Annotated in this window: 22 protein-coding genes; 15 read left to right on the plus strand and 7 right to left on the minus strand. The window is 41.6% G+C overall.

What is annotated here, in order from left to right:
- Positions 1–48 precede the first annotated feature (48 nt).
- The gene (locus BLQ60_RS04340) at positions 49–1,602 is read right to left on the minus strand and encodes a sensor domain-containing diguanylate cyclase (protein WP_244515960.1); all 1,554 of its coding nucleotides are present in this window, start codon (positions 1,600–1,602) and stop codon (positions 49–51) included.
- A 308-nt stretch (positions 1,603–1,910) separates the two neighbouring features.
- Between BLQ60_RS04340 and BLQ60_RS04345 the strand changes: the two genes are divergently transcribed.
- The 3 genes from BLQ60_RS04345 (at position 1,911) to BLQ60_RS04355 (ending at position 7,029) form a co-directional block, all read left to right on the plus strand.
- Positions 1,911–3,137, plus strand: coding sequence for a sensor histidine kinase (locus tag BLQ60_RS04345; RefSeq protein ID WP_092616591.1), 1,227 nt, complete (start codon positions 1,911–1,913; stop codon positions 3,135–3,137).
- A gap of 138 nt (positions 3,138–3,275) precedes the next feature.
- A complete protein-coding gene (glnE, locus tag BLQ60_RS04350) occupies positions 3,276–6,029 on the plus strand; it encodes a bifunctional [glutamate--ammonia ligase]-adenylyl-L-tyrosine phosphorylase/[glutamate--ammonia-ligase] adenylyltransferase (RefSeq protein ID WP_092617387.1) in 2,754 nt (917 codons plus the stop codon).
- 73 nt (positions 6,030–6,102) lie between these two features.
- Entirely contained in the window at positions 6,103–7,029 is a 927-nt protein-coding gene (locus BLQ60_RS04355; protein ID WP_092616594.1) for a branched-chain amino acid transaminase, read from the plus strand.
- A 79-nt stretch (positions 7,030–7,108) separates the two neighbouring features.
- Here BLQ60_RS04355 and BLQ60_RS04360 read toward each other — a convergent pair whose 3' ends face one another.
- The gene (locus tag BLQ60_RS04360; protein WP_092616597.1) at positions 7,109–8,131 is read right to left on the minus strand and encodes an NAD-dependent epimerase; all 1,023 of its coding nucleotides are present in this window, start codon (positions 8,129–8,131) and stop codon (positions 7,109–7,111) included.
- Positions 8,132–8,466: 335 nt separating this feature from the next.
- Here BLQ60_RS04360 and BLQ60_RS04365 point away from each other — a divergent pair, with 335 nt between their 5' ends.
- The 4 genes from BLQ60_RS04365 to BLQ60_RS04380 all read left to right on the plus strand — a co-directional run bounded on the left by BLQ60_RS04365 (position 8,467) and on the right by BLQ60_RS04380 (position 12,108).
- Positions 8,467–9,168 carry a glycosyltransferase gene (locus tag BLQ60_RS04365; RefSeq protein ID WP_092617389.1) on the plus strand — a complete coding sequence of 234 codons (702 nt, stop codon included), beginning with the start codon at positions 8,467–8,469 and terminating at the stop codon, positions 9,166–9,168.
- 57 nt (positions 9,169–9,225) lie between these two features.
- Complete coding sequence (locus BLQ60_RS04370) at positions 9,226–10,311, plus strand: Stealth CR1 domain-containing protein (protein ID WP_092616600.1); 1,086 nt, start codon at positions 9,226–9,228, stop codon at positions 10,309–10,311.
- 21 nt (positions 10,312–10,332) lie between these two features.
- Positions 10,333–11,094, plus strand: coding sequence for a glycosyltransferase family 25 protein (locus tag BLQ60_RS04375; RefSeq protein ID WP_092616603.1), 762 nt, complete (start codon positions 10,333–10,335; stop codon positions 11,092–11,094).
- 81 nt (positions 11,095–11,175) lie between these two features.
- Entirely contained in the window at positions 11,176–12,108 is a 933-nt protein-coding gene (locus tag BLQ60_RS04380; RefSeq protein WP_092617391.1) for a glycosyltransferase family 32 protein, read from the plus strand.
- A gap of 12 nt (positions 12,109–12,120) precedes the next feature.
- Here BLQ60_RS04380 and BLQ60_RS04385 read toward each other — a convergent pair whose 3' ends face one another.
- Together BLQ60_RS04385 and BLQ60_RS04390 are read right to left on the minus strand one after the other, a co-directional pair.
- Positions 12,121–13,071, minus strand: coding sequence for a lipopolysaccharide biosynthesis protein (locus BLQ60_RS04385; RefSeq protein ID WP_378235225.1), 951 nt, complete (start codon positions 13,069–13,071; stop codon positions 12,121–12,123).
- A gap of 51 nt (positions 13,072–13,122) precedes the next feature.
- On the minus strand, positions 13,123–14,028 hold the full coding sequence (locus BLQ60_RS04390) for a glycosyl transferase (protein WP_092616606.1): 906 nt from the start codon (positions 14,026–14,028) through the stop codon (positions 13,123–13,125).
- A gap of 140 nt (positions 14,029–14,168) precedes the next feature.
- Here BLQ60_RS04390 and BLQ60_RS04395 point away from each other — a divergent pair, with 140 nt between their 5' ends.
- The gene (locus BLQ60_RS04395; protein WP_244515961.1) at positions 14,169–14,990 is read left to right on the plus strand and encodes a glycosyltransferase family 25 protein; all 822 of its coding nucleotides are present in this window, start codon (positions 14,169–14,171) and stop codon (positions 14,988–14,990) included.
- A gap of 54 nt (positions 14,991–15,044) precedes the next feature.
- Here BLQ60_RS04395 and BLQ60_RS04400 read toward each other — a convergent pair whose 3' ends face one another.
- Complete coding sequence (locus BLQ60_RS04400; protein WP_092616609.1) at positions 15,045–16,109, minus strand: WaaS/CpsH family glycosyltransferase; 1,065 nt, start codon at positions 16,107–16,109, stop codon at positions 15,045–15,047.
- A 255-nt stretch (positions 16,110–16,364) separates the two neighbouring features.
- Here BLQ60_RS04400 and rfbB point away from each other — a divergent pair, with 255 nt between their 5' ends.
- From rfbB to rfbC, 4 genes are read left to right on the plus strand one after another with little or no spacing between them, the layout of a single operon-like run.
- Positions 16,365–17,441: a dTDP-glucose 4,6-dehydratase gene (gene rfbB, locus BLQ60_RS04405; RefSeq protein WP_092617397.1), complete on the plus strand. Its 1,077-nt coding sequence runs from the start codon at positions 16,365–16,367 to the stop codon at positions 17,439–17,441.
- A 44-nt stretch (positions 17,442–17,485) separates the two neighbouring features.
- Positions 17,486–18,391 (plus strand): dTDP-4-dehydrorhamnose reductase, encoded by a 906-nt coding sequence (gene rfbD, locus BLQ60_RS04410; RefSeq protein WP_092616612.1) that lies wholly within the window; start codon positions 17,486–17,488, stop codon positions 18,389–18,391.
- A gap of 1 nt (position 18,392) precedes the next feature.
- Positions 18,393–19,298, plus strand: coding sequence for a glucose-1-phosphate thymidylyltransferase RfbA (rfbA, locus tag BLQ60_RS04415; RefSeq protein ID WP_092616615.1), 906 nt, complete (start codon positions 18,393–18,395; stop codon positions 19,296–19,298).
- Between the two features lie 48 nt (positions 19,299–19,346).
- The gene (gene rfbC / locus BLQ60_RS04420) at positions 19,347–19,901 is read left to right on the plus strand and encodes a dTDP-4-dehydrorhamnose 3,5-epimerase (protein WP_092616618.1); all 555 of its coding nucleotides are present in this window, start codon (positions 19,347–19,349) and stop codon (positions 19,899–19,901) included.
- 29 nt (positions 19,902–19,930) lie between these two features.
- Here rfbC and BLQ60_RS04425 read toward each other — a convergent pair whose 3' ends face one another.
- Positions 19,931–20,803, minus strand: a complete 873-nt coding sequence (locus tag BLQ60_RS04425) for a lysophospholipid acyltransferase family protein (RefSeq protein WP_092616622.1) — start codon at positions 20,801–20,803, stop codon at positions 19,931–19,933.
- 298 nt (positions 20,804–21,101) lie between these two features.
- On the opposite strand from BLQ60_RS04425, the gene ppnP reads away from it, so the two are divergent.
- The 3 genes from ppnP to BLQ60_RS04440 all read left to right on the plus strand — a co-directional run bounded on the left by ppnP (position 21,102) and on the right by BLQ60_RS04440 (position 23,324).
- Positions 21,102–21,428, plus strand: a complete 327-nt coding sequence (ppnP, locus tag BLQ60_RS04430) for a pyrimidine/purine nucleoside phosphorylase (protein ID WP_092616625.1) — start codon at positions 21,102–21,104, stop codon at positions 21,426–21,428.
- A gap of 114 nt (positions 21,429–21,542) precedes the next feature.
- Positions 21,543–22,292, plus strand: a complete 750-nt coding sequence (gene rlmB, locus BLQ60_RS04435) for a 23S rRNA (guanosine(2251)-2'-O)-methyltransferase RlmB (protein ID WP_092616628.1) — start codon at positions 21,543–21,545, stop codon at positions 22,290–22,292.
- Positions 22,293–22,427: 135 nt separating this feature from the next.
- Entirely contained in the window at positions 22,428–23,324 is an 897-nt protein-coding gene (locus BLQ60_RS04440; RefSeq protein WP_092616631.1) for a DMT family transporter, read from the plus strand.
- Position 23,325: 1 nt separating this feature from the next.
- On the opposite strand, the gene coaE is transcribed toward BLQ60_RS04440, so the two are convergent.
- A complete protein-coding gene (gene coaE / locus BLQ60_RS04445) occupies positions 23,326–23,934 on the minus strand; it encodes a dephospho-CoA kinase (protein ID WP_092616634.1) in 609 nt (202 codons plus the stop codon).
- Between the last annotated feature and the right edge of the window lie 9 nt (positions 23,935–23,943).

Raw genomic sequence — 23,943 nt, forward strand, 5'->3', positions numbered from 1 at the left:
TGTGTTTAACACAGTATGCTGATTTTGGGGCGCTGAGAAATTCAGCGCTTAACGGATACAGTTGCGTCCATCGGCTTTGGCTTGGTATAGGCGTTGGTCTGCCAGTTCAAATACACCATCAATATCCTCGGACTGTGATGGCCAATGGGCGATGCCGATCGACACAGTGACTTTACCCATGACATCAAGTTCTTCTTGTGCACGCTTTTTGAGAATGCGCTGTGCTACTTTTTGTGCAAGTCGATAAGGCGCATTCGGAAGTAACACGATAAATTCCTCCCCACCGATGCGACAACAGAGGTCTTGATCACGGCACTGGGTTTGAATTTGTTCAGCAACCAATTGCAAGATACGATCGCCTTCTGCATGCCCATGTTCATCATTAATTTTTTTAAAATGATCAATATCAATGGCTAAGATCGAAAACGGCGTACGGTTGTTTTGAAAGCGTTGCACAAAGGTCTGCATACCACGGCGATTATAAAACCCTGTTAATGGGTCGGTTTTGACGATGGTATTCAGCTCTTCTACGGTTTGTTGAAAATGCTCTGCGCTAGCGAGTAGTGCGCGTTTGAACTGCGCCACCTCAAAATACCATGGCTGAATTTGTGCGATATTATGCTTTGCTTCGGCTTGGTTGAGCTGACTCGCAGAGTCGGCAAGTTCCGACAAGGGCTGGGCGATCAAATAAGAAAAACGCCAAATAATAAAGAAAATCAGTAAATAAAAAAATAACATGCCGAGAATGACTTTCGTCAGCAGATTGGAGGCTTGATCAAGCAGTTGTTTGGTCGGTTGCTGTGACACTACCGTCCAGTTAGGTGATTTAATCCGTGCAAAGCCTGCAATATTGTCTACACCTTGGCTATTGATGAGGCGTAGATGACCTGCTTTTTTAGTCAGCATTGTCTCTAGTCCAGTATTGCCTTGGGCGGAGTCGCCGATGCGATTCGGATCAGGGTGGAAAATAATGCGCCCAGTTTCATCCAGTACATAGATATAGTTATTTTGAAAACCATACTGGCTGGTGAGCAATTGATTGATAAAGTTCGGTTGCTTTAAATAAATATTACCACCGATAAAGCCAATATAAGTACCATTTTGGTCAAATACAGGCTCTGAAATAAAGATCACAAAATTATTCAGATTCGAGGTATACGGCGGGGTGATCAACGAATCACGCTTTTGTATTGAAAGCTGTGTGCCAAGCGTAGTGAGTTTTTGTCCTTTTTTTAGGGGCAGTGAGATCGGCGCAAAACTTTGTAAATAACCTTGCGCATCACTATAGCCAACACTATCAAAGTATGGCGATTGCTTGAGTATGCGGGTTAATTCTTGCTGAATCTTAACATCATCGTGATCCGCTTGACCGAGCACCATCGCACTATATTTGAGTTCGAGCTGGATATTGTAGAAATGCAGTTCTGTGCTATTGGCGATTTTATGTGCATATTCTTCATGTACTGCCAGCGCACTGCCAATTAACTGATTGCGCTGAATGAAGTAATTGACGATTAATGAAATCACAAATAATGTGGCGATGCTAAAAATCACTAAAGAAAGAATTAACTTCTTTAGATTCAATTTGGTGATGCGCGACATGTACTGCGAGAACATAAGCGTTAAGGGGTAAAAAATCGGGTAACTTTTGCATCATACGCAATTTCAAATGAAATGCCTAAACAATTTAAAAAGAGATTTGACCGTTTATCGAATTACAAACCGTTTACATTCAAAAATGTGACACTTATCGTAAAATGGTAAAAAGCTGTCAGGTTTTGACCAAAATGGCTTGCTTCTTTTCAGTATGCTGTTAAATTGTTAAAATGCGTAAACGGCTTGATGCTTTTTTTCATGAATCAACTTGTAGATCTTCACAGCATGATCGCTGATGAATAAAAGGTATTGCTATGCAAAGTGTTGCATCCATTTCGACTTTGAGCTCGACTCCCGAACCTGTCAATATTCAGGATGAGTTGGTTGAGATTGTGCGCACGCATATTGATGCAACAGTGAATTTACTGTGTCAGATGAGTCGCTATCCACATGCGATTTATTACTATCACTATAAAAATATGTCGATGGCACGCTCAACTTCATCCAAAATCCCTGAAAATGTCATTCAATCGATCTGCGAGCAAGTCAGACACTGTGCCAAGGGTGAACAGCTTGACAGTGAAAGTGCAACGTTTGAAGCAGTACAGCGTTCTTTTGAAGTGTCACATGACTTTGTTCCAGCCTCGCTATATGTGGTAGGCAATGCTTTAATCTCAACGCAATCGACCTTAACGATTATACTCTGCGCTGAACAGACCCAGTTGATTCCACTCTCTAGCAAAAATCTGATGCTGGACTATATCCATCAACGTGATTCATCCTTGCAAATGATCATTGATAGTAAAACCGCCTACCAACAGTTGGCTGATTTACAGGATATTAATGCCAGTCGAAGCAAATATTTTTCGATTATTGCCCATGATTTGCGAGCGCCTTTTCATGGCATTTTGGGCTGTGCAGATATTTTGTTGCATGAACGGGATACCTTGGATCAAGATGCCGAGTCACGCTTGATTGAATATATCCACGATACTTCACAGTCTACCTATGGACTGCTGGAAAACTTATTAAATTGGTCGATGGCAGAAGGTGGTCGTTTCCATTTTAAACCAGAGCCGTTTAATGTCAGCGATGTGGTGCAGTCAGTATTTGGTTTGCTCAGCTCGCTCGCCTTTAAAAAAAATATCAAACTGAAATGTGATGTATCGGGACAATTGTATGCCTTTGCTGATGTGCGCATGATGACCTCAGTCATTCAAAATTTGACCTCAAATGCATTAAAGTTCACCGAATCAGATGCAGGAAAGCATATTTTTATTCGTGCCCAGCAACAGTCTGATTGGATTGAAATCTCGATAGAAGATCAAGGTGTCGGCATGACGGCGACGCAAAGTAAAAATTTATTTGCGCAAGATACCATTCCAAGTACTCAAGGCACGTCAGGTGAAAAGGGCACAGGGCTGGGTTTGGTGCTGTGTAAGCGTTTCGTAGAAAATAATGGTGGCACCATCACGGTCGAATCTGCGGAAAATCAAGGCACACGATTTATTGTGCGTATTCCTGTCGCTGTTGCGTCCTAAATCCTGATTTGAGGCGCAGGGCGCTTTTGAAAAAGCGCTTTGTGGTGCTTCGACCAAGTTCGCATTGCATGTGCGACCAATATCGGTGATGATCAGCTTTGATGCTTTAACAAAGTCAGTGAATAGGTCATGAGTAACATCGATCAACAACAACTAGAACGCACACAATTCAGTAGTCTTTACGCTAGCCAAGTGATGCAAAATTTAGATGGCATTTGGCAACAAGATTATCATGTTGACCAATTTTTACAGCCACTATCACGTGCGCAAATCACCACATTTCTTGAAACCAATTTAAATTTTGATGCGGATGAAGCGACGTGGATGCGTCAAATCCGTCAAATTCGTGCACGTCTGATGTTGCGCTGGATTTGGCAAGATTGTAATGATTTGACCGATGTGCGCACCTTGACTCGTGAACTTTCTGATTTTGCCGATCTAGCCGTAATTGTCGCAAAAGACTTCGCTCGTCCTGCGCTGATCGCCAAGCATGGTGAACCGATCGGTGAGGATAATGCTGAAATACAGGATTTAATCGTGATCGCCATGGGCAAGCATGGTGCGCAAGAGTTGAATCTCTCCAGTGATATTGATCTGATTTTTGCCTTTGATGAAAATGGTGAAACCAATGGGCGAAAATGTGTGGATGTACAGCAGTTTTGCATCGCTTGGGGACAGAAGATTATTCAACTGCTCGAACAAGTCACCGCTGATGGTTTTGTGTTTCGAGTGGATATGCGTTTGCGTCCGTGGGGTGATGGCAGTGCGCTTGCGCTCAGCCATGCCGCACTGGAAAAATATCTGATTCAACATGGGCGTGAGTGGGAGCGTTATGCGTGGATCAAAGCACGTGCGATCACGGGTGGTGAAAAAGCGGAAAGCCTGATGTTGATGGCTCGACCTTTCGTGTTTCGTCGTTATGTCGATTACAGTGCATTCGCTGCCTTGCGTGAGATGAAAGCCATGATCGAAAAAGAGGTCATGCGGCGCAATATCGAAGAAGATGTCAAACTCGGTGCAGGCGGGATTCGAGAGATTGAGTTTATCGTGCAAGTCTTCCAGTTGATCTATGGCGGTTCACGCTTTGAGTTACAAGACCGACAGTGTTTGGTGGCACTGAAACATTTATTAGATGATAATTTTATTGATCAACAGGCGTTCGATGAACTCAAAGATGCATATCTGTTTCTACGTCGTGTCGAGCATGGCATTCAAGCGCTTGAAGATAAGCAAACCCAAAGTCTGCCACAAGATGAGCAACTCCGAGCACGGTTAATGTTTGCCTTAAATTTTACAGATTGGGACAGCTTCCAAGCTGTGCTGAAGCAGAAGCGCAGTCGTGTCAGCTACTATTTCGATGCGCTGATTCAAGAGCGTATTAATGCGATAGATACGCCTACCGTTTCAGGGGAATTACAAGAGTTACAACCTTATCTTGACGAAAGCTCGTATCAGCGCATCGAAGCATTTTGGCAAAGTAATGCCGTACAACGTCTGCCAAGTACCGCATTGAAACGCTTAAAAGATTTTTGGCCGTATCTGGTGCAAGCGGTGATTGATGCCGAGCACACGCAGACCGCATTGATGCGCCTGTTGCCGTTGATTGAATCGATTCTACGGCGTAGTGTCTATATTGTGATGTTGATGGAAAATCGGGGTGCATTACAACGTCTAGTCAAAATGGCGAGTGTCAGCCCGTGGATCTGTGAAGAACTGAGTCGTTATCCAGTGTTGCTCGATGAATTTCTGTCGATGGATTTTGAGCTACCACAGCGCCAAGATTTGGAAAATGCCTTACGCCAGCAACTATTACGCATTGAACTTGATCAAGTGGAAGACTTGATGCGGGTGTTACGATTATTTAAAAAATCCAATGTGCTTTCAGTGGCAGCCAGTGATGTGTTGGCAGAAAGTCCATTAATGCGAGTATCCGATGTGCTCACGGAGATTGCAGAAGTGACTGTCAATGCGGCATTGCAACTGGCTTATCAGATGGTGGCGAAGCGTCATGGCTATCCACTAGATGTCAATGATCAGCGCTGTGGTTTAGATCACCTTGGTTTTTCGGTGATTGGCTACGGCAAGCTTGGCGGGATTGAGCTGGGTTATGGTTCGGATTTGGACTTGGTGTTTGTACATCATTATCAAGAGCAAACGGAAACTGATGGCACGAAACCCATTTCAGGGCTTGAGTTCGCCATGCGAGTGGCGCAGAAATTCCTGTCTTTAATGACCACGCAAACGCTCGATGGTCGAGTTTATGAAGTGGATAGTCGCTTGCGTCCAAATGGTGATGCGGGATTATTAGTGACTAGCCTGAAAGCCTTTGAGCATTATCAAAAGCACAGTGCATGGCTTTGGGAACATCAAGCCTTGGTGCGTGCTCGAACTATTGCAGGTGATGATGATTTAAATCAACGGATCGAAGCAATCCGTAAAGAAGTCCTCACCACACCACGTGAAGAGTCACATGTTCGTGAAGAAGTGATCAAAATGCGCCAGAAGATGAAAGATCATCTCGGCTCAAGTAAAGATCAGCAAAAAGATGGCATTTTTCACTTAAAACAGGATGCGGGTGGTATCGTTGACATTGAATTTATGGCACAGTATGCAGTGCTCGCGTGGAGTGGGTCGAATCCAGATCTCGCCCACTACTCAGATAATGTGCGCATTCTACAAGATGCCGCCAAAGCAGGGTGTATTTCCAGTGTCGATGCCGAAACATTGACACAAGCCTATCTTCGTCAACGAATGATGAGCCACCGTCTTGCGCTTGCAAACCAATCTTTGCAAGTCGATGCGACAGCGTGGCGTGATATCCGAATCGGCGTTTGCAAGTTATGGCAAAGATTAATTGATCCGAATACCGTTGTGGATTTGGACGCTATGTAATTTGACATCGCATTTCGATGACAGAACATCAAAAGCGATGTCGTAAAGATGAATGATATTTGGAGTGTGCGCCATGAATTTGGCTGATCGTGATGGTTTTATTTGGCAAGATGGACAATTGGTTGATTGGCGTGAGGCAAAAACCCACGTCTTAACCCATACGTTGCACTACAGCATGGGTGTGTTTGAGGGTGTCCGTGCCTATGAAACGCCAAATGGCACAGCGATTTTTCGTTTAAAAGAACACACCAAGCGTTTGCTGAATTCGGCAAAAATTTATCAAATGAAAGTGCCATATGATCAAGCGACTTTAGAGCAAGCGCAGATCGATGTGGTACGTGAAAATAAACTCAGCTCATGCTATTTGCGTCCAATCATTTTTATTGGATCAGAAAAACTTGGTATCGCTGCTACAGATAATACCATTCATGCCGTGGTTGCTGCGTGGAGCTGGGGTGCATATCTCGGTGAAGAGGCGATGGCAAAAGGTATTCGTGTCAAAACCTCATCGTTTACCCACCATCATCCAAACGTGACCATGTGTAAAGCCAAAGCCTCAGGTAACTACACCCTGTCGATTCTTGCGCATCAGGAAGTGGCACATTCTGGTTATGATGAAGCGATGTTGCTTGATCCGCAGGGCTATGTGTGTCAGGGTTCTGGTGAGAATGTTTTCTTGATCAAAGATGGTGTGTTACATACGCCTGACATCGCTGGTGGTGCGTTGGATGGGATTACCCGTCAGACCATTATCACCATTGCCAAAGATTTGGGCTATGACGTGGTTGAGCGTCGTATTACCCGTGATGAATTCTATATTGCCGATGAAGCGTTCTTTACAGGGACTGCCGCAGAAGTGACGCCAATCCGTGAATATGATGATCGTCAAATCGGTGAAGGCGTACGTGGCCCAATCACCACAGAAATCCAAAAGACTTATTTTGACGCCGTCCAAGGTCGCAGTGAAAAATATGCACATTGGCTAACTTATGTAAAATAAGCACCACGCATCAAAATATAAAAATCAGATAAAAAAATCAGGCAAAACGCCTGATTTTTTTATGAATATTCAAAGACAATTAAACTTGATAATAGTCTCGATACCAATCCACAAATGCTTTAACACCATCATCCACCGTCGTTGCAGGGCGATAATCGATATACGCTGCTAAGGCATTACTATCGGCAAAGGTGTCAGGCACATCACCTGGTTGCATCGGGAGCAGGTCGAGCTGTGCAGTTTTTCCAGTAGCCTTTTCGATGGCACGGATATATTCGATAAGCTGTACAGGATTGTTGTTGCCAATGTTAAAGATGCGAAATGGTGCATGACTTTTGGCTGGGCTCGGTTGTTCAGGTGACCATGATTCATCTGGCGTGGCAATCTTGTCACTGACTCGAATCACTCCTTCAACAATATCATCGACAAAGGTGAAGTCACGGGTGTGATTGCCGTGATTAAACACAGGAATAGCTTTATCTTCAAGGATATTCTTGGTGAATTTGAACAGCGCCATATCTGGGCGTCCCCACGGACCATACACTGTAAAGAAGCGCAGTCCTGTGGTTGGTAGCTGGAACAAATGACTATAGCTATGCGCCATCAGCTCATTACTGCGTTTAGTCACCGCATACAGCTGAAGTGGATGGTCGACCGCATGTTCTTCACTAAACGGCATGACGGTATTTGCACCATAGATACTGCTTGAGCTGGCATAGGTCAGATGCGGTGTTTGCGCATGACGACAGGCTTCTAAAATATTAGTAAATGCCAGTACATTACTTTCGATATAGCTATAGGGATTTTCTAAAGAGTAACGTACGCCAGCTTGTGCAGCGAGATGGATAACACGATCAAAAGTGTGGATTTTAAAGCAATGCTCCACAGCACTGCGATCAGCAAGATTGGCTTGGATAAATTCAAAGCTACCTGTCGCTTGCGATGCGACTTTTTCTAATTGTTCAATCCGTGAAAACTTTAAACTGGGATCATAATAATCATTCATATTATCGAAGCCCACCACATCATCGCCACGTTCAATCAACTGTTTTGCCACAGCAAAACCGATAAAGCCCGCTGCGCCTGTTACTAGAATCTTCAAGTGAAATTACTCCGATGCATGTTTTGCATACCGATATGATGCGATCGCAAATTATTTGACCCAATGTCTACACTTCCCAACATAATCTATTTGTGAAGTGCGATACAATGAATTGCGTAAAAAAGTGATCTAGTTTAGAGGAATTGCACTCAGAATGATATATTGTCGCTATGAGTGGAAATTAAATATCGAGAACAATGATGCCAAATGAAAACTTACCCGATAATGATGCTCAAAATAGCGATACTCAGAATATCGATACACGGAATGCCGATGTAGCAACGGCGCAACATCCGTCCACTGCGTATACCAGTGAGGACAATATTATCCTCTGCATGAAGTGGGGCACCAAGTATGGCGCAGAATACGTCAATCGCCTGTATAACATGGTCAAACGCCATACCACACTCCCGTTCAAAATGGTCTGTCTGACCGATCGTACAGAGGGAATTGATCCGAATGTACAGTGCTTTCCGATTCCACCGCTAGATTTACCTGAAGGCAGTCCCGAGCGAGGCTGGAATAAGCTATCCACTTTTGAGCCTGACTTGTACGGATTAAAAGGTAATGCGCTATTTTTAGATTTGGACGTAGTCATTGTCGATAATATTGATGCGTTTTTCCAAGAGAAGGGCGAGTTTTTAATTATTCATGATTGGAAGCGTCCTTGGCGAGTCACGGGGAATAGTTCGGTATATCGCTTTAAGCTCGGTGCTTTTCCTGGAATTTTGCCGTATTTCCGTGAGCATTTCGATGAGATTCGAGAGAAGTTTCGCAACGAACAAGCCTATCTGTCATGGTTCGTGCACAAAGAAGGCAAGCTGAGTTATTGGAATGATGCATGGTGTAAAAGCTATAAATATCACTGTTTGCGCAAGATTCCTTTTGCTTATTTTCAGCCACCCGTCAAACCTGAAGGGGTGAAAATTATTATTTTCCACGGTGAGATTAATCCACCCGATGCGATTAATGGCGGTGGCGGTAAATGGTATCGCTATGTGTTGCCGTCAGATTGGATCAAAGAAGCCTGGCAATAAATTTTATATATAAAATATCAAGCCAATTGAACAGTTAAGAGTGATGAAGATTAAAAAATGATTGAACAGATGGACTTAGTGATCGCATGGGTGGATGGCAATGATCCTGCGCTCAAGGCGAAACGAGAGCAATATCAAGGCAAAGCCAAAAGCCAAGCCTCGGATGCGGTGAGCGAGACCCGTTTTGCCAGTAATCATGAGATTTATTTCAATATTGCTTCGATATTAAAGTATGTGCCATTTAGTGGGCATATTTATATTGTGGCGGATAGTCAGTCGCCTGCTTGGTTGAATGAGTTTCATCAGCAAGGTTTGTGTGCAGCCGATAAAATCAAAGTGATTGATCACCGAGAATTATTTCGTGGTTATGAGCAACATTTGCCGACTTTTAATACCCGTTCGATCGAGTCGATGCTGTGGAATATCGACGGCTTATCCGATTATTTTATTTATTTAAATGATGATTTTTTCTTTAACGCCGATGCCAAAATCAGCGACTTTGTCAGTGACTGCGAGGTAGAACCTAAGGCGAAGCGCAAGTGGATCAAATCTGCACAGTCGAAAAATAAGCAAACGAAACCCAATTATGCCGATGTACAGCAAATCGTCACTTACGGACATTGGGCAAATAGTTTTCCGATCAAAGCCAAGTTGAAATATCGTCAATTCTTAAAACAACAAATTGGCAAACCGATTCAGCCAAAACATATGATTGCGCAGATGATGGGTGCGGATATTTTAGGTTTTAAGCAGTTTTTTGAAATTCATCATTATCCACATAGCGTCGATCGTCGTATTTTGGCAGACTATTTTATGGCGCATCCTGAGCTATTGGAGAAACAGATTCGCTATAAATTCCGTCATGTGGCACAGCTCAATCCGATTTCTTTGATGAATCATTTGAAAATCCAACAACGACAAGCCGATCTGCGGGCAGATTTGCCGATTGCTTATTTAAAAAATGAGCAAGGTGTTGAAACCTTCTTGACGCAACTGGCGGATAGCACAATTCAATACGGTTGTATGCAAAGTTTGGATCAGCTCGATACGTTGCAACAACAGCAAATTTACACTGCATTTATGCATAAGCTCGGTGATTATTTGCCGAATTCGTTAAAAGCACAAATTTCCGCCCAAGCCTAATTGGTGAGGTGAGCAATATTGATGAAAGTCCTGACTTATTTAATTAATTTAGACGGTAGTGATGCGAGGTTGGCACGTGCCACGGCGCAGTTAAACCAAAGTAACACCACGTTCCAGCGGTTTTCGGCGTATGATGGTCGAGGCAAAGCACTGTCTGAATTTTCAGATTACGATGCGTCACAGACACAGCAACTCCTCGGACGGACATTACTGAATTCTGAGTTGGGCTGTTATCTTAGTCATTATGGTTGTGTTGAGCAGTTCCTCGCTAGTGATGCAGATTATCTGGTCGTGCTTGAAGATGATATGAAAATTGCTGCGGATTTTCAGCAACGTATCGATGAGATTTTGACCTATTTGCATCAACATCCTGAGATCGATTGGTACTTGATCAATATTGCTGCCAAGAAGAAAAAGCTGGCAAAAGACATTACTCAGTTTGGCGAGCATGCTTTGTGGCATGCCTATTATTTCCCGATTCGTGGTTTGGGCTTGATCTGGTCACGACAAGGTGCTGAGGCATTCTTGAAAGCGGGTAAACCGATGCACATGCCTGTTGATATTTTCTTTCAAACGTGGCTCAGTAAAAATGGCAAAGGCTTAGGCGTATGGCCAGCGTTGGTGCGGCCTGCGGGCTTGGACAGTGATATTCTCGGCACCGTGGCATCACAAGGCATTTCTCGAAAAGAGAAAGAAAATCGTCAATCCACTTACGGTATCAAGAAGCAAAAACGCATGTGGCGAGATAAGTGGAATGCGGTGAAGCATAAATATTTGGATTAAAACGCAGGCAGTTTATGCGAATGAACTAAGCATGGCGAGATCAAATATGATGAGATCAAGCATGACTGGATGGTTGCTGAAGTGAAAATTTTTAAAAAATTATTTTATCGCATGCAGTTTTATTGGCTGTATTGGACCAAGCAACAAGGGCAGTGCGATGCGGTGAATAATTTTGCTGGGCAACTGATTATCCAACCTAGTACTCGCATAGCAGATTCAGAAGGTGTCGTATTTCCAAAAATTATCTGGCTATATTGGCAAGGTGACATGCCTGCATTGGTACGGCACTGTATTGATCAGATCAAGACCTTACATTCAGATTATGCGGTGCATGTGCTTGATCCGCAGAGCGTTAATGAATTTATCCAATTTGATCTACACTCCCCCGTGTTGCAAAAGGCGACTGCACAACAACGTGCGGATCTGATTCGTTTTGATCTACTCTATCATCATGGTGGGATTTGGCTGGATGCCAGTATCATGCTCTATGAAAAACTCGATTGGATTGTGCAGTTGATGCATAACACGCAAACACAGAGTTTCGCCTATTACCGTAAGAAAAATACCACCTTGCCAGAATTTCCTGTGGTAGAAAATTGGTTGCTGGCAACGCTTCCTCAGCAAGCATTCTTTAAACGCTGGTTTGATGAACTGTTCGTAGCGATAGAGGGTGGTGTTGCGCAGTATATTCAAGCGATTCGAGCGAACTACCCCAATTATGATGATTACTTTCAACGGATTGGGCGCTTGGAATATTTGGTCGCTTATGTGGCGTGTCAGAAAGTCATGCGAGATGACATGCCGAGTATGGTGCTGTTAAATTGTGATCAAAATGCATTTTACTATCAAGTTAAAAATCAATGGGTTAAAGAGCGAACATTAATTGATTTCGCCATCCATAAGGCGCCAAATGAATTGCCAAAACTCATCAAATTGGCAGGAAAAGAACGTCATATTCTTGATCAGCATTATGTGAAGCAGCAATATTTTTCAGGTACCTTGCTGGATTTTTAATACCTTTTCGGTTTAGTTATTAGAGTCGGATGACGCATTGATTTTTGAATCAGACCAAATGTGATTCGGGTCGACTTTGGTGAAAGATTCCACGGCGCTCTGCTCGGATAGGTTGTAGACTTTAATATTTTTCATCTTCAAAAAATGAGAAGCAGTATGAAATGCAGGGAAAATATCACTTAGATATTGATCTAGCATTGTTGGCTGTTTTGTTTGCGTATCCTCATAAAATCGAGGCTGATTAAAATTACTCATATCCAAACCAGCTAAATATATTTCATCATAAGAGAGTGCATAGGTAATCTGCAAAGCTACATATGCGACAGTAAAATAATCAAATACAGCATTTTCAATATGTTGAGAAAATCCTTTACCGTCGTGTAGGTAAAAATATTCTTGCTCAGTGTTTACAGTTATGCGAGAACCCAAAAATCGCTCAATCTTTCCTTCTGTAATTGTTTCAATAACTTTAACTTGACACTTGATTTGATCAGGTCGAATTTTTCTAAGAATAATATCTAAGCATCGTGGTGTAGTGAATAATACACAATCACTTCGCAATACTTTGGAAACTAAATCAAAACGATTATTGGTGAAATTGTGATCAATAATGACATAATATTTAAACTTAATATTGGGTAATGAAATAGAGCCATTCGTACCAATATAATCAACACCATCTTTTGAAAATATATCACTTGGATATTCTTTAATGGATGGACCTGTCATAACCAGCATTGCTTTTTTTAGTTCGCTTAATGGAATGCTGGAATTATCTGCTATAAGTTGATTTTTAAAGTAAACTTGATCAATTCCACCTTGTGTGTTTCGAGTGACTTGATAATACGGCCAATATCTACGATTATGCTTAAAAGCCTTTGGATGAGAATATTTGTAAATGACTTTATAAAAATTTCGTAAAATCAAATTTGAGAAAAATAACTGAATATTCTGAAAAGCCATAAACATCATCGTAGTTGAATAACTGTGGAAAAATACACGAGGTAATCTAAATTAGCCATCCAATTTAAAAGTAGATTTTTTAAATTTTGCTTTGAATTTGTGTATTTGTGATTTTAACCAGCTTGATTGAGCGCTAGGGCGAGTCACTTTGTTGCCTTGATAGTTGATTTGTGTGGCTTTTGAAAAATCACCATAAGGTTCAATCATATAGTTTTCAGGCTGATAACCTGAATCTATTGCCTCTTGATAATATGTATCAAAAAGTTCACTTAGATCAGCTCTTGGATGTGGCATGATTTTACCATCAAACCAGTGTTTCTGATTGGTTTTAGCTAATCGAGGAAGCGCATATTTATGACTAAACTGAGTGCCCATATCTGAATAATGCAAAATTTTAATTTCAGATATTGGTAAATCTTCACCATCAATATTGTTATAACTATGTTGATACGGTTCGACGAGTTCAGGCTTTTCTTTTAATAGACGCATTAAATTTTTGTGCCCGTCAGGATTGTCTTGAATTTCTTTCAATGGTGGTAGATATGACTTGGCTTTTTCACAATCCCATACACAGGTGCATAGGCGTGCAGCACTTTTGCCACCTTTCGCAATCACCATCGCATCATTTTGCATTGGATGTGACCATAATTCAGCAATGTCACACAGTACAATGACATCAGCATCCATATAGATTGCACGACCTTCGAAATGACAAAGTTCTGGAATCGCCCAACGAAAGCCCGAGAACGGTGTAGCCCATTTTTCAGTGCGCCATCCTTCCTGCGTGGTTTCATCAGAATACCAAGGACTTTGGCGATCATGGCTGAGTTGCATCCAAGTGATTTCAATAGGATGTTTGGTATTTTTACGAACGCTATAGTCAAGCACCATCATTTGTTCAAGATCGCAATTATTGGGATCACAACCGACAAAAATCTTGATGATTTCTTCACTCATTTGTAGTATTCCTAACACGTCATTTCTTCTATGATATAGGATAATGGCTGGGCTAAACAGATTTTGTTAGTATTGTGTCTGTTAAAATCACAAATCTTTTGGTTTTTTGATTTATTTTAATAAAGCGAGAACGGTTTTCGATGTCGATTAAAAATTTCATCATTAGTTTATCTACTGCGCAAGAACGTCGTGAACATGTGACGAAAGAGTTTGAAAGACAACAGGTAGAGTTTGAGTTTTTTAACGCAATAACCCCTTCAACGATGGATTTTACTTGTGCTGAGTTGAGGATAGGCAAATATCAATCTACTTTGCATCCAAATGAAATTTCCTGTTTACTCAGTCATATGATGGTTTGGAAAAAAGCTGTCGATGAACATCTTGATTATGTAGCTATTTTTGAAGATGATATTTATTTAGGTGAGTCTGCAAATGAATTTCTAGGCAGCACAGCATGGATTCCAAAAGAACATTCTTTAGTTAAGTTGGAAATGTTTTATAAAAAAATTGGAATAGCGATAAATAATAAAAATATCTCTGCACCAAATCATCGTAAGTTATTACTCTTAAATGAACCTCATATGGGCTGTGCGGGCTATTTGATTTCTAGAGAAGTAGCACAAGAGTTGCTAGCTTTTACAATAAATAGCCAAGTATTAATACCTGTTGACCATATTGTTTTTCGAGAATACCCAAAAATAAATGAGTTAAAAATATATCAGCTTTCTCCTGCACTATGTGTGCAAGACATGATCTTAACCTCTGGAAAAACACGTTTTCCTAGTGCGCTTGAAGACGTTCGCAATGTGAGGAAAGGAAAAAATACACAGAAAGAAAAATTGCCACTAAGTGCTAAAATTCAAAAAGAGTGTTTGCGTATTTGGTTCAAAGTAAAAAAAATAGCAATCAATTTTTCTAAACTAAAACATGGAACTAAAATGTTTAAAATAAAATTTAGATAAATTTTTCATTTGATTTAAATATCCTATATTTGGGTGGGTAGATGTGGATTGTTGCTATATTTTTGCATTAGGTAATAGAATTTTTTGATATGGCTCCAGATTAAGTATGTTTTTAATCCAATTTTTAAAACTATATTTATCTCGAATTGAGTCGTCGATGTGGTGATAGGGAAGACGTAAAAATTCTCCTAACATCGAAAGATCTTCTCCGTCCCATATAAGAATGTTATTCGGATGATAAAAGTCATAGTCTTTGACTGTACTATTGTTGGTAATTAATTTTTTCTGATAATAAAGTGCTTCAAACGTCCGAAAAGAAAGACCATGATGAATGGGATTAACGACATCGACTAAAATGTCTGACTGGTTGATTCGATCAATATTTTCATCAAATTTAATACTATCAGTAATTAATTTAATCGTTTTACATTGATAGGTATTTGAGGTGATTTTATTTTTTTTGAAATAGAGAATATTAAAGTCAAGTAGAATGCCTTGCTTAAGAAGCGCTTGAGCGCATTTTTCTAAAGTAGCCGTTCGGTCATCAAAATGTATACCTACAAAATATGCTACCACACCCTCATGTGCAATAGGTTGCGGTAGGTACATGTCAAAATAAAAATTGGTTGTGCCCTGTAAATGATATTTTTGATAATCGTCATTGGATAAATCTAAAGGGTCGAAGACGTAAAATTGATCAAATTGGTTTATGGATTGTACTGTTTTGGGTAGGCGATTTAGTCCATTCCACTGATAACCAATAAGCTTATCTGAAGTGGCGGATTTCATCATTTTGAGCTGCTGTAAGCTAAATAAGTCTGGACGAATGACTAGGGTGAAGTCGACCGACCTGTTTGCCATTGTTCTTTTTATTGTGTCATCGATGATTTTTTCTTTAATTTTATTTTTCGCCTTTACCTTATATGTTGGGTCAAGAAATAAATACTTATGAAAAAAATGATAAATTTTATGTAAATAATTCAACTTAATGTTGATTTGATATTCAGGTGAACAGTCGATGAATGAAACATCAATATCATGGTGTTGCAAGTTCTCTTGTATTGGTTGCGCAAAGTTGCTATGGCTTGGCATTGCAAGAATGATTTTTAATTTCCGCATGATTGACCTGAAAGGAGATAAGCCAGAATGTATAAGAAAAGGCTACTTTTGAACAGTAAGATGCTTTTTCATGCACATAATGAGGGGTGGTAGGGAGTAAGGAGTAAAATTTACTTAAAAGGTTGCCTAAAAATTCTGCTGAAAACGCCATAACACAACACTTCTGCGCAAAAGGATAACAGCTTGATCAAACGCATTCATGAAGCAAAATGTTATCATAGCTCAGCTCGATTTTGCGAATAGGTGTCTTGGGTTGTGAAAATATTAATTACAGGTGGTGCAGGATTTATTGGTTCAGCGGTGATTCGTCATATCATTGAGCATACCGATGACTCAGTGCTGAATGTGGATAAGCTGACCTATGCAGGTAACTTAGCCTCATTGGCATCAATTGAACATAATCCACGTTACCAGTTTTCGCAGACAGATATTTGTGACCGAGCGGCTTTAGATCGCCTATTTTCCGAGTTTCAACCTGATGCAGTCATGCATCTGGCAGCAGAGTCCCACGTTGATCGTTCTATCTCGGGTTCTGCCGCTTTTATTGAAACCAATATTATTGGCACCTATCAGTTGCTTGAGGCAAGCCGCTACTATTGGAACAGTTTAGAAAGCCAGCAGAAGCAAGCATTTCGCTTCCATCATATCTCAACGGATGAGGTTTATGGTGATTTGGAAGATACGGATGCATTATTTACCGAATCGACGCCTTATGCCCCGAGCTCGCCGTATTCTGCGAGTAAAGCCAGTTCTGATCATTTGGTGCGAGCATGGTATCGTACCTATGGCTTGCCTGTGGTGATGAGTAATTGTTCTAATAATTATGGCCCGTATCATTTTCCAGAAAAACTGATTCCGTTGATTATTTTAAAGGCTTTGGCAGGAGAAAAACTGCCCGTCTATGGTAATGGACAGCAAATTCGAGATTGGCTCTTTGTGGAAGATCATGCAAGAGCATTATATACCGTGTTGACTCAGGCAAAAGTGGGTGAAAGCTATAACATTGGCGGACATAATGAACAAAAGAATATCGATGTGGTGAATGCAATCTGTGCGTTATTAGAGGAACTTGCGCCGCACAAACCAGCAGGTGTGGCGCATTATGCGGATTTAATTTCCTATGTCACCGATCGTCCTGGTCATGATCTACGCTATGCGATTGATGCCAGCAAGATCCAACGTGACCTTGGTTGGGTGCCTGTGGAGAGTTTTGAATCTGGACTGCGTAAGACCGTGCAGTGGTATTTAAATCATCAAGATTGGGTGAAGCAGGTTCAAAGTGGGGAATACCAACACTGGATCAAGCAACATTATCAGTCAGCATCTGTTTAAAGATGAATCAGGAAGTATAAATCATAAAAGATGAACCAGAAAATATGAAAATCCTGTTGCTCGGAAAAAATGGACAAGTTGGTTGGGAGTTGCAACGCGCCTTGCAACCATTAGGTCAAGTGATTGCGTTGGATCGTGCACTAAGCCAAGATGGACTTTGCGGGGATGTGTGTGACTTCGATATGATGCAACAACTCATCACGACATTGCGCCCTGCTGTTGTCGTAAATGCCACGGCGTATACCGCAGTGGATTTGGCAGAATCAGACCAAAAGCAAGCAGATGCGGTTAATCATTTGGCTGTCGCCAATCTCGCCAAGCTCTGTAGTGCTCAAGATATTCTATTGATTCATTATTCCACCGATTATGTGTTTAGTGGAGAAGGTCATCGTCCTTGGAGTGAGGATGATATCAGCCAGCCGATCAATTACTATGGCGTGAGTAAGCGTAACGGGGAGGAGGCTTTAGACGCAAGTTCGGTAAACTTTATGAATTTTAGAACAAGTTGGGTCTATGCCACTCAGGGTAATAATTTCATTAAAACGATGCTCAAACTCGCCCAAACCAAGCAAGAATTAAATATTATTCAAGATCAAGTTGGTGCGCCGACAGGTGCCGCACTGATTGCGGATGTGACGGCTCAGGTCTTGGGCTATTATTTTTTACAACCTTGTGAAGATAGACATGTTCTGCATGGACATTACCATCTTGTTGCACAAGGTGAAACCACGTGGTTTGATTATGCGCAATATATTTTTGCACAAGCACAGCACCATGGTAAGCACTTGATGATAGAGGCGGTGCATCCGATCCTATCTAAAGATTATCCAACAGCAGCAAAAAGACCACTGAACTCAAGATTAAATACTCAAAAATTACAAAGCACGTTTAATATCCAGTTACCACATTGGCAGCACGGTGTGGATCAAGTCATTCAAGAGATTCTATAACATGCATCAGCAAGTGAAACGTAAAGGAATTATTCTGGCAGGCGGTTCAGGCACACGGTTGTACCCAATCACTATGGGGACATCAAAGCAGCTGCTTCCGATTTATGACAAGCCAATGATCTATTACCCGTTATCGGTATTGATGCTGGCGGGAATCCGTGAAATATTGATTATTTCTACACCTGAAGATTTACCTCATTTTGAAAAATTATTGGGCTCAGGGGCGCAACTCGGTATCCAGCTTTCTTATCAAGTCCAACCTTCTCCTGATGGCTTAGCACAAGCATTTATCCTTGGTGAGGAGTTTATTGGTCAAGATAATGTCTGCCTCATTCTAGGAGATAATATTTTTTACGGTCAGCATTTTAGTGAGCAACTCAAGCGTGCTGCGCAACAAACTTCAGGGGCGACAGTATTTGGCTATTATGTGAATGATCCTGAACGATTTGGCGTGGTGGAGTTTGATGCTGAAGGAAAAGCATTAAGCATTGCAGAAAAACCAACTCAGCCAAAATCCAATTATGCAGTTACTGGACTTTATTTCTATGACAATAACGTGGTCGACATTGCAAAGCATATTCAACCATCACCACGTGGCGAGCTAGAAATTACCGATGTGAATAATATTTATCTACAAGAGCAAGCACTCAGTGTGGAGATGTTGGGGCGAGGTTTTGCATGGTTAGATACAGGCACGCATGACTCCCTGATCGAGGCAAGTCATTTTGTACAGACGCTGGAAAAACGCCAAGGTTTAAAAGTGGCGTGTCTTGAGGAAATTGCTTTTAATCATGCATGGATAGATGAAAAGCAGTTAAAAGCGCAAGGTGATTTTTTTAACAAGACAGGTTACGGTCAATACTTATTGAAAATTTATCAGGAATATCTTGATAAAACTGCGAAGTAATCAGCGTCCTTATCTCTTTATTTAAATTTTTAATTGTGGGGTGAATACATGAAAATCATCGAAACAAAAATCGAAGGCTTATTCATCTTAGAGCCACAACGCTTTGCTGATGATCGTGGTTGGTTTATGGAAAGTTTTAACCAACAAAATTTTGAACATGCATTACATGAGCGTGGTTTAAATATTCCAAAATTTGTTCAGGATAATCATTCATGTTCGAAGAAAGGTGTATTGCGTGGCTTACATTATCAGCTTGATCCATGTGCACAAGGCAAATTAGTCCGAGTTGTTCAGGGACGTGCTTGGGATGTGGCGGTCGATCTTCGTCAAGATTCTGCAACATATGGGCAATGGGTTGGCGTAGAGTTGAGTGCAACGAATCATCGACAGTTTTGGATTCCTGAAGGCTTTGCACATGGTTTTTTAGCACTTGAAGATGATACTCATTTTTTATATAAAACAACAAATTACTATTCAAAAGCGCACGAGAGAAGTCTATTGTGGTGTGATGAAACCTTAAATATTGATTGGTTGTCTCACGGTGTAGATGTAGATGACTTGATTATTAGCGATAAAGATCGAATGGCTCCATCGTGGGCATGAGTTGAATCATGTGAAGTTGTTATCGTGGGCTACTTATTTTTATAAAAATTAGGTAAATGCGGTGCTTTGCGAAAGCGTTTATATCCCCACATATATTCTTCAGGAAAACGGTTAATCATTGTTTCAATGGCTTGATTCAAAGCGGTCGTCGCAAGATGAATATCTTGATCATAAAGTGCTGGATCATCCAAATCATCGCAATATACTTCGAATCCTTCGCCATTTGCTTGTCGAAAACAACTTAGCCCAACCAATTTACAGCCTGTTTTTTGAGCCATTTTGCTGGCAAGCGTGCTGGTTAAACAATCGATCCCGAAAAAAGGCACGACAACACCACCAGAACGATCGGGGACGTGATCGGGCAAAATCACACTGAAACCACCTTGTTTTAAGGTTTTAAAAAGCGCTTTCACGCCAGTAGCATCGGTTGGAACGAGCTGTGCATTGAGACTTTTTCGAGAGTCGAGTACAAACTGATCTAAAGCTGGATTTTTACTTGGTTTATACATGATAGTTGGCGTACCGTACTGATGTACCCATGCATTCATCATTTCCCAAGTACCAAGATGCGGGGTGATGATGAGTGCCCCTTTGGGGTCTGCTAATGCCGAAGTGAGCACGTCCAGATGATGCACTTTTTTGATTTGTGCAACACTCCATTCGGGTGGCATTGCCCAGCATTTTGCTGACTCAGCATAAGATAAACATTGTTTGTGTACACTGCGTTTGCTCATCGCTTCGACTTGCTGTTCATCGAGCTCGGGGTATGCTAAGCCGAGATTGATTTTGGTTTTCCAGTACATGCCTTGATCTTTGTTTAGGCAAATAAACCATGCCACCACATTGGCAAGGCTACGGATCAAAGCCAGTGGCAGAAAACGAAGTAAGGATAAGCTCGACATAAATGGAGATAATGTATTTAATCAGGAAGTGCGCTAGACAGTTTACAATGAGTTGAAGTGATTGGTGTACTAATTATTTTTCTTGGGGTTGATCGTGTTAATTCGATCACAAAAATCGCCAATAATCACACATTTGAGAATGGAATTTTCAATGGTGTTGCATTGGCAATTGATTCATTATGCCTGCTCGATATACACTAGCAGGGTTTAAAAATAAGTGATGATTTTGCGATTGGATTATTCAGTCGAGTTGCTCATTGCAATTGTTCGTTTAAATTTCTAGGTACTGGAGTTTTACATGAGTTCAGCACAGTTTGACCATGTGTCTGTGATTAAAAAGTCAAATGTCTATTTCGATGGTAAATGCGTGAGCCATGTCGTTCAGTTTGAAGATGGGACGAGAAAGACGCTTGGTGTCATTATGCCAACCGATCAGCCACTCACTTTTGAAACGCACGTCGCTGAACGTATGGAAATTATTTCTGGGGAATGTCGTGTCTTGATCGCAGATAGCGAAGAAAGCGAATTGTTCCGTGCGGGTCAATCATTTTATGTTGGCGCCAATAGCATGTTTAAAATCGAAACCAGCGTCGTGGTCGATTATGTTTGCCACTTTGAGGGCTAACAGGCGCTGTGATCAGATCGATCTCAAATGCTCAATCCTGTAAGTCACTTACAGGATTTTTATTTTTTTAAAATATATCTTTTAACAATTTTTCATAGCGTATAGGTGAGCACGATGGCGAAGGCAGAACATTATTATGGCGTACATGCTGTAGAGAGCTTGCTGGAGCTTGAACCTGAGCGTGTGTTGACATTATTTACACTCAAAGGTCGTGATGATCAGCGCTTAAAGAAAATTCTGGAATTGGCTGAACCGTTTGGCATTAGCGTGCAAAAAGCCAGTCGAGATACTTTGGAAAAATTAGCGGGTTTACCTTTTCATCAAGGTGTGGTGGCAGCGGTGCGACCTCAGCCGACATTAAATGAAGATGACTTAGAAAAATTGTTAACACAGCAAAAAGATGTGTTGATTTTGGCATTAGACCAAATCACCGACCCACATAATCTCGGCGCCTGTATTCGTACTGCGGCTGCGATGGGTGTGGATGCGGTAGTTGTACCGCGTGATCGTTCGGCGAGTCTGACCCCGACCGCACGAAAAGTCGCTGCTGGTGGTGCGGAGAAAGTAAAATTTATTCAAGTCACAAATCTTGGTAAAACTTTAGCAGCGACAAAGCTCCACGATGTAAAAGTGGTCGGCACCTTACTCGACGAAAGCGCAATGCCCATCCAATCTTGTGATTTAACAGGTCGATTGGTGATTGTGATGGGTGCGGAAGATACGGGGATTCGTCCGATCAACCAAGCGCAGTGCGATGAAAAAGTCTATATCCCAATGTCTGGTGATCTACAAAGTTTGAATGTCAGTGTGGCGGCGGGTATGGCGCTGTATGAAGCCTGTCGTCAACGAATCAGTCAGGCTTAAGCTGTATTTATTCAGCTGTATTCGTTCAGACTGCATCTGGCTATTATCTTGAAATTTTTAAGCGATATTTTGGTTGAGTGATATTTCACTGCACTGTATCGCATCTCCTGTGAAAATCCGCAAAAGGACACCATGATGAATCGTGTGCAATTGCAGGGCTATCTCTTTGTCCTGATTACCATGTGTATTTGGGGTGGTTTTACCATCTTGTCGCGGTTGAGTGCGAAGTGGGGTATCGTGGCGTGGGATTTGACTGCATTACGCTTTGCTTTTGCCTTTATGATTTTGCTACCGATTCTACTTTATCAACGCAACTATCAATTTTTATTTCAAAAACAAGCGATTGTGCTGGCACTATTTGGTGGGATTGGCTATTGCCTGACCGTATATAGTGGTTTTTATTTTGCACCTGCGGCGCATGCGGCGATCTTTTTAAATGGCTTTATTCCTGTATGTACCGCTGTGGCGGCATATATTATGTATAAACAGCCATTTGATCGGAATATCTGGATCAGTGTCATCATCATGTCCTTGTCGCTGATGCTGATGACCTATCTGCTGTCATTAAATAGCCATCAACCTTTTGGTTTGGGTGATCTGTTATTTGTGCTTGGTGCAGTGTGCTGGGGGATTTTTACTGTATTGTTACGTGAGTCGAGCCTGACGGCTTGGCAAGCCATGAGTAGTGTGGCGATTTGGTCGGCAATCATGTATTTACCCGTATATGTATTATTTATGCCGAAACATTTAGCACAAGTCGAACCTGAGCATTTACTGATTCAAACACTTTTTCATGGCATCTTGGTGGTGATTGTAGCAACGCTGAGCTATGTTGAGGCGATTAAGCGTCTCGGTGCATTCCAAGCAGGTAGTATTGTGACCTTAGCACCGTTTATCGCTGCAGTCTTGGCGATTCCTTTGCTGAATGAACCCGTGTCTCCAGCGATTATTTGTGGGTTGATTGGTATTGGTTTCGGTGCTTTACAGCCGTGGCGTTGGTTGGCTTATCGCAGACATAAACCAGTGATTTGAATCAATTATCGAGTAATTGACTTTGTCTGAGATAGGTTTGATGCAAAGGTTGTAATTGTTGGTATAACTGCGCAAGGTCAGCGGAGTTATCAACAATATCATCAGCGAGTTGTTGCTTATCCTTTCGGGACATTTGTGTGGCAATAATCCGTTCAATCTGCGCACGGCTTTGACCATCTCGTTGGCTGGCTCGATCAAGCTGAAGGGCGATAGGCACATCGATCAATAACGAGCGTTGACACATTAGATGTTGTTTCGTTTCAAATAATAATGGCGAAACTAAAATCACATAGGGGCTTTGTGCTTGCGTAAGTTGCTGAATGATCGATTGACGAATCGCAGGATGGGTAATGGCTTCAAGCTGCTTGCGTGCTTCAGGGTACTGAAAAATATATTCTCGAAGGGCAGTACGGTTTAGCGCACCTGATGGTTCTAAAACCCATTTGCCAAATTGTCGCTGAATCTCAACCAATGTCGGCTGTCCAATCTCAACCACTTCACGCGCCACGACATCTGCATCCACCACAACAATATTTTGCTGTTCAAACCACGCACTGGCTGCAGATTTACCGCTACCAATGCCACCCGTTAAACCAACAATATAAGTCATTTTAATCTG

This window comes from Acinetobacter marinus, assembly GCF_900096915.1.
Taxonomy (GTDB): Bacteria; Pseudomonadota; Gammaproteobacteria; order Pseudomonadales; family Moraxellaceae; genus Acinetobacter; species Acinetobacter marinus.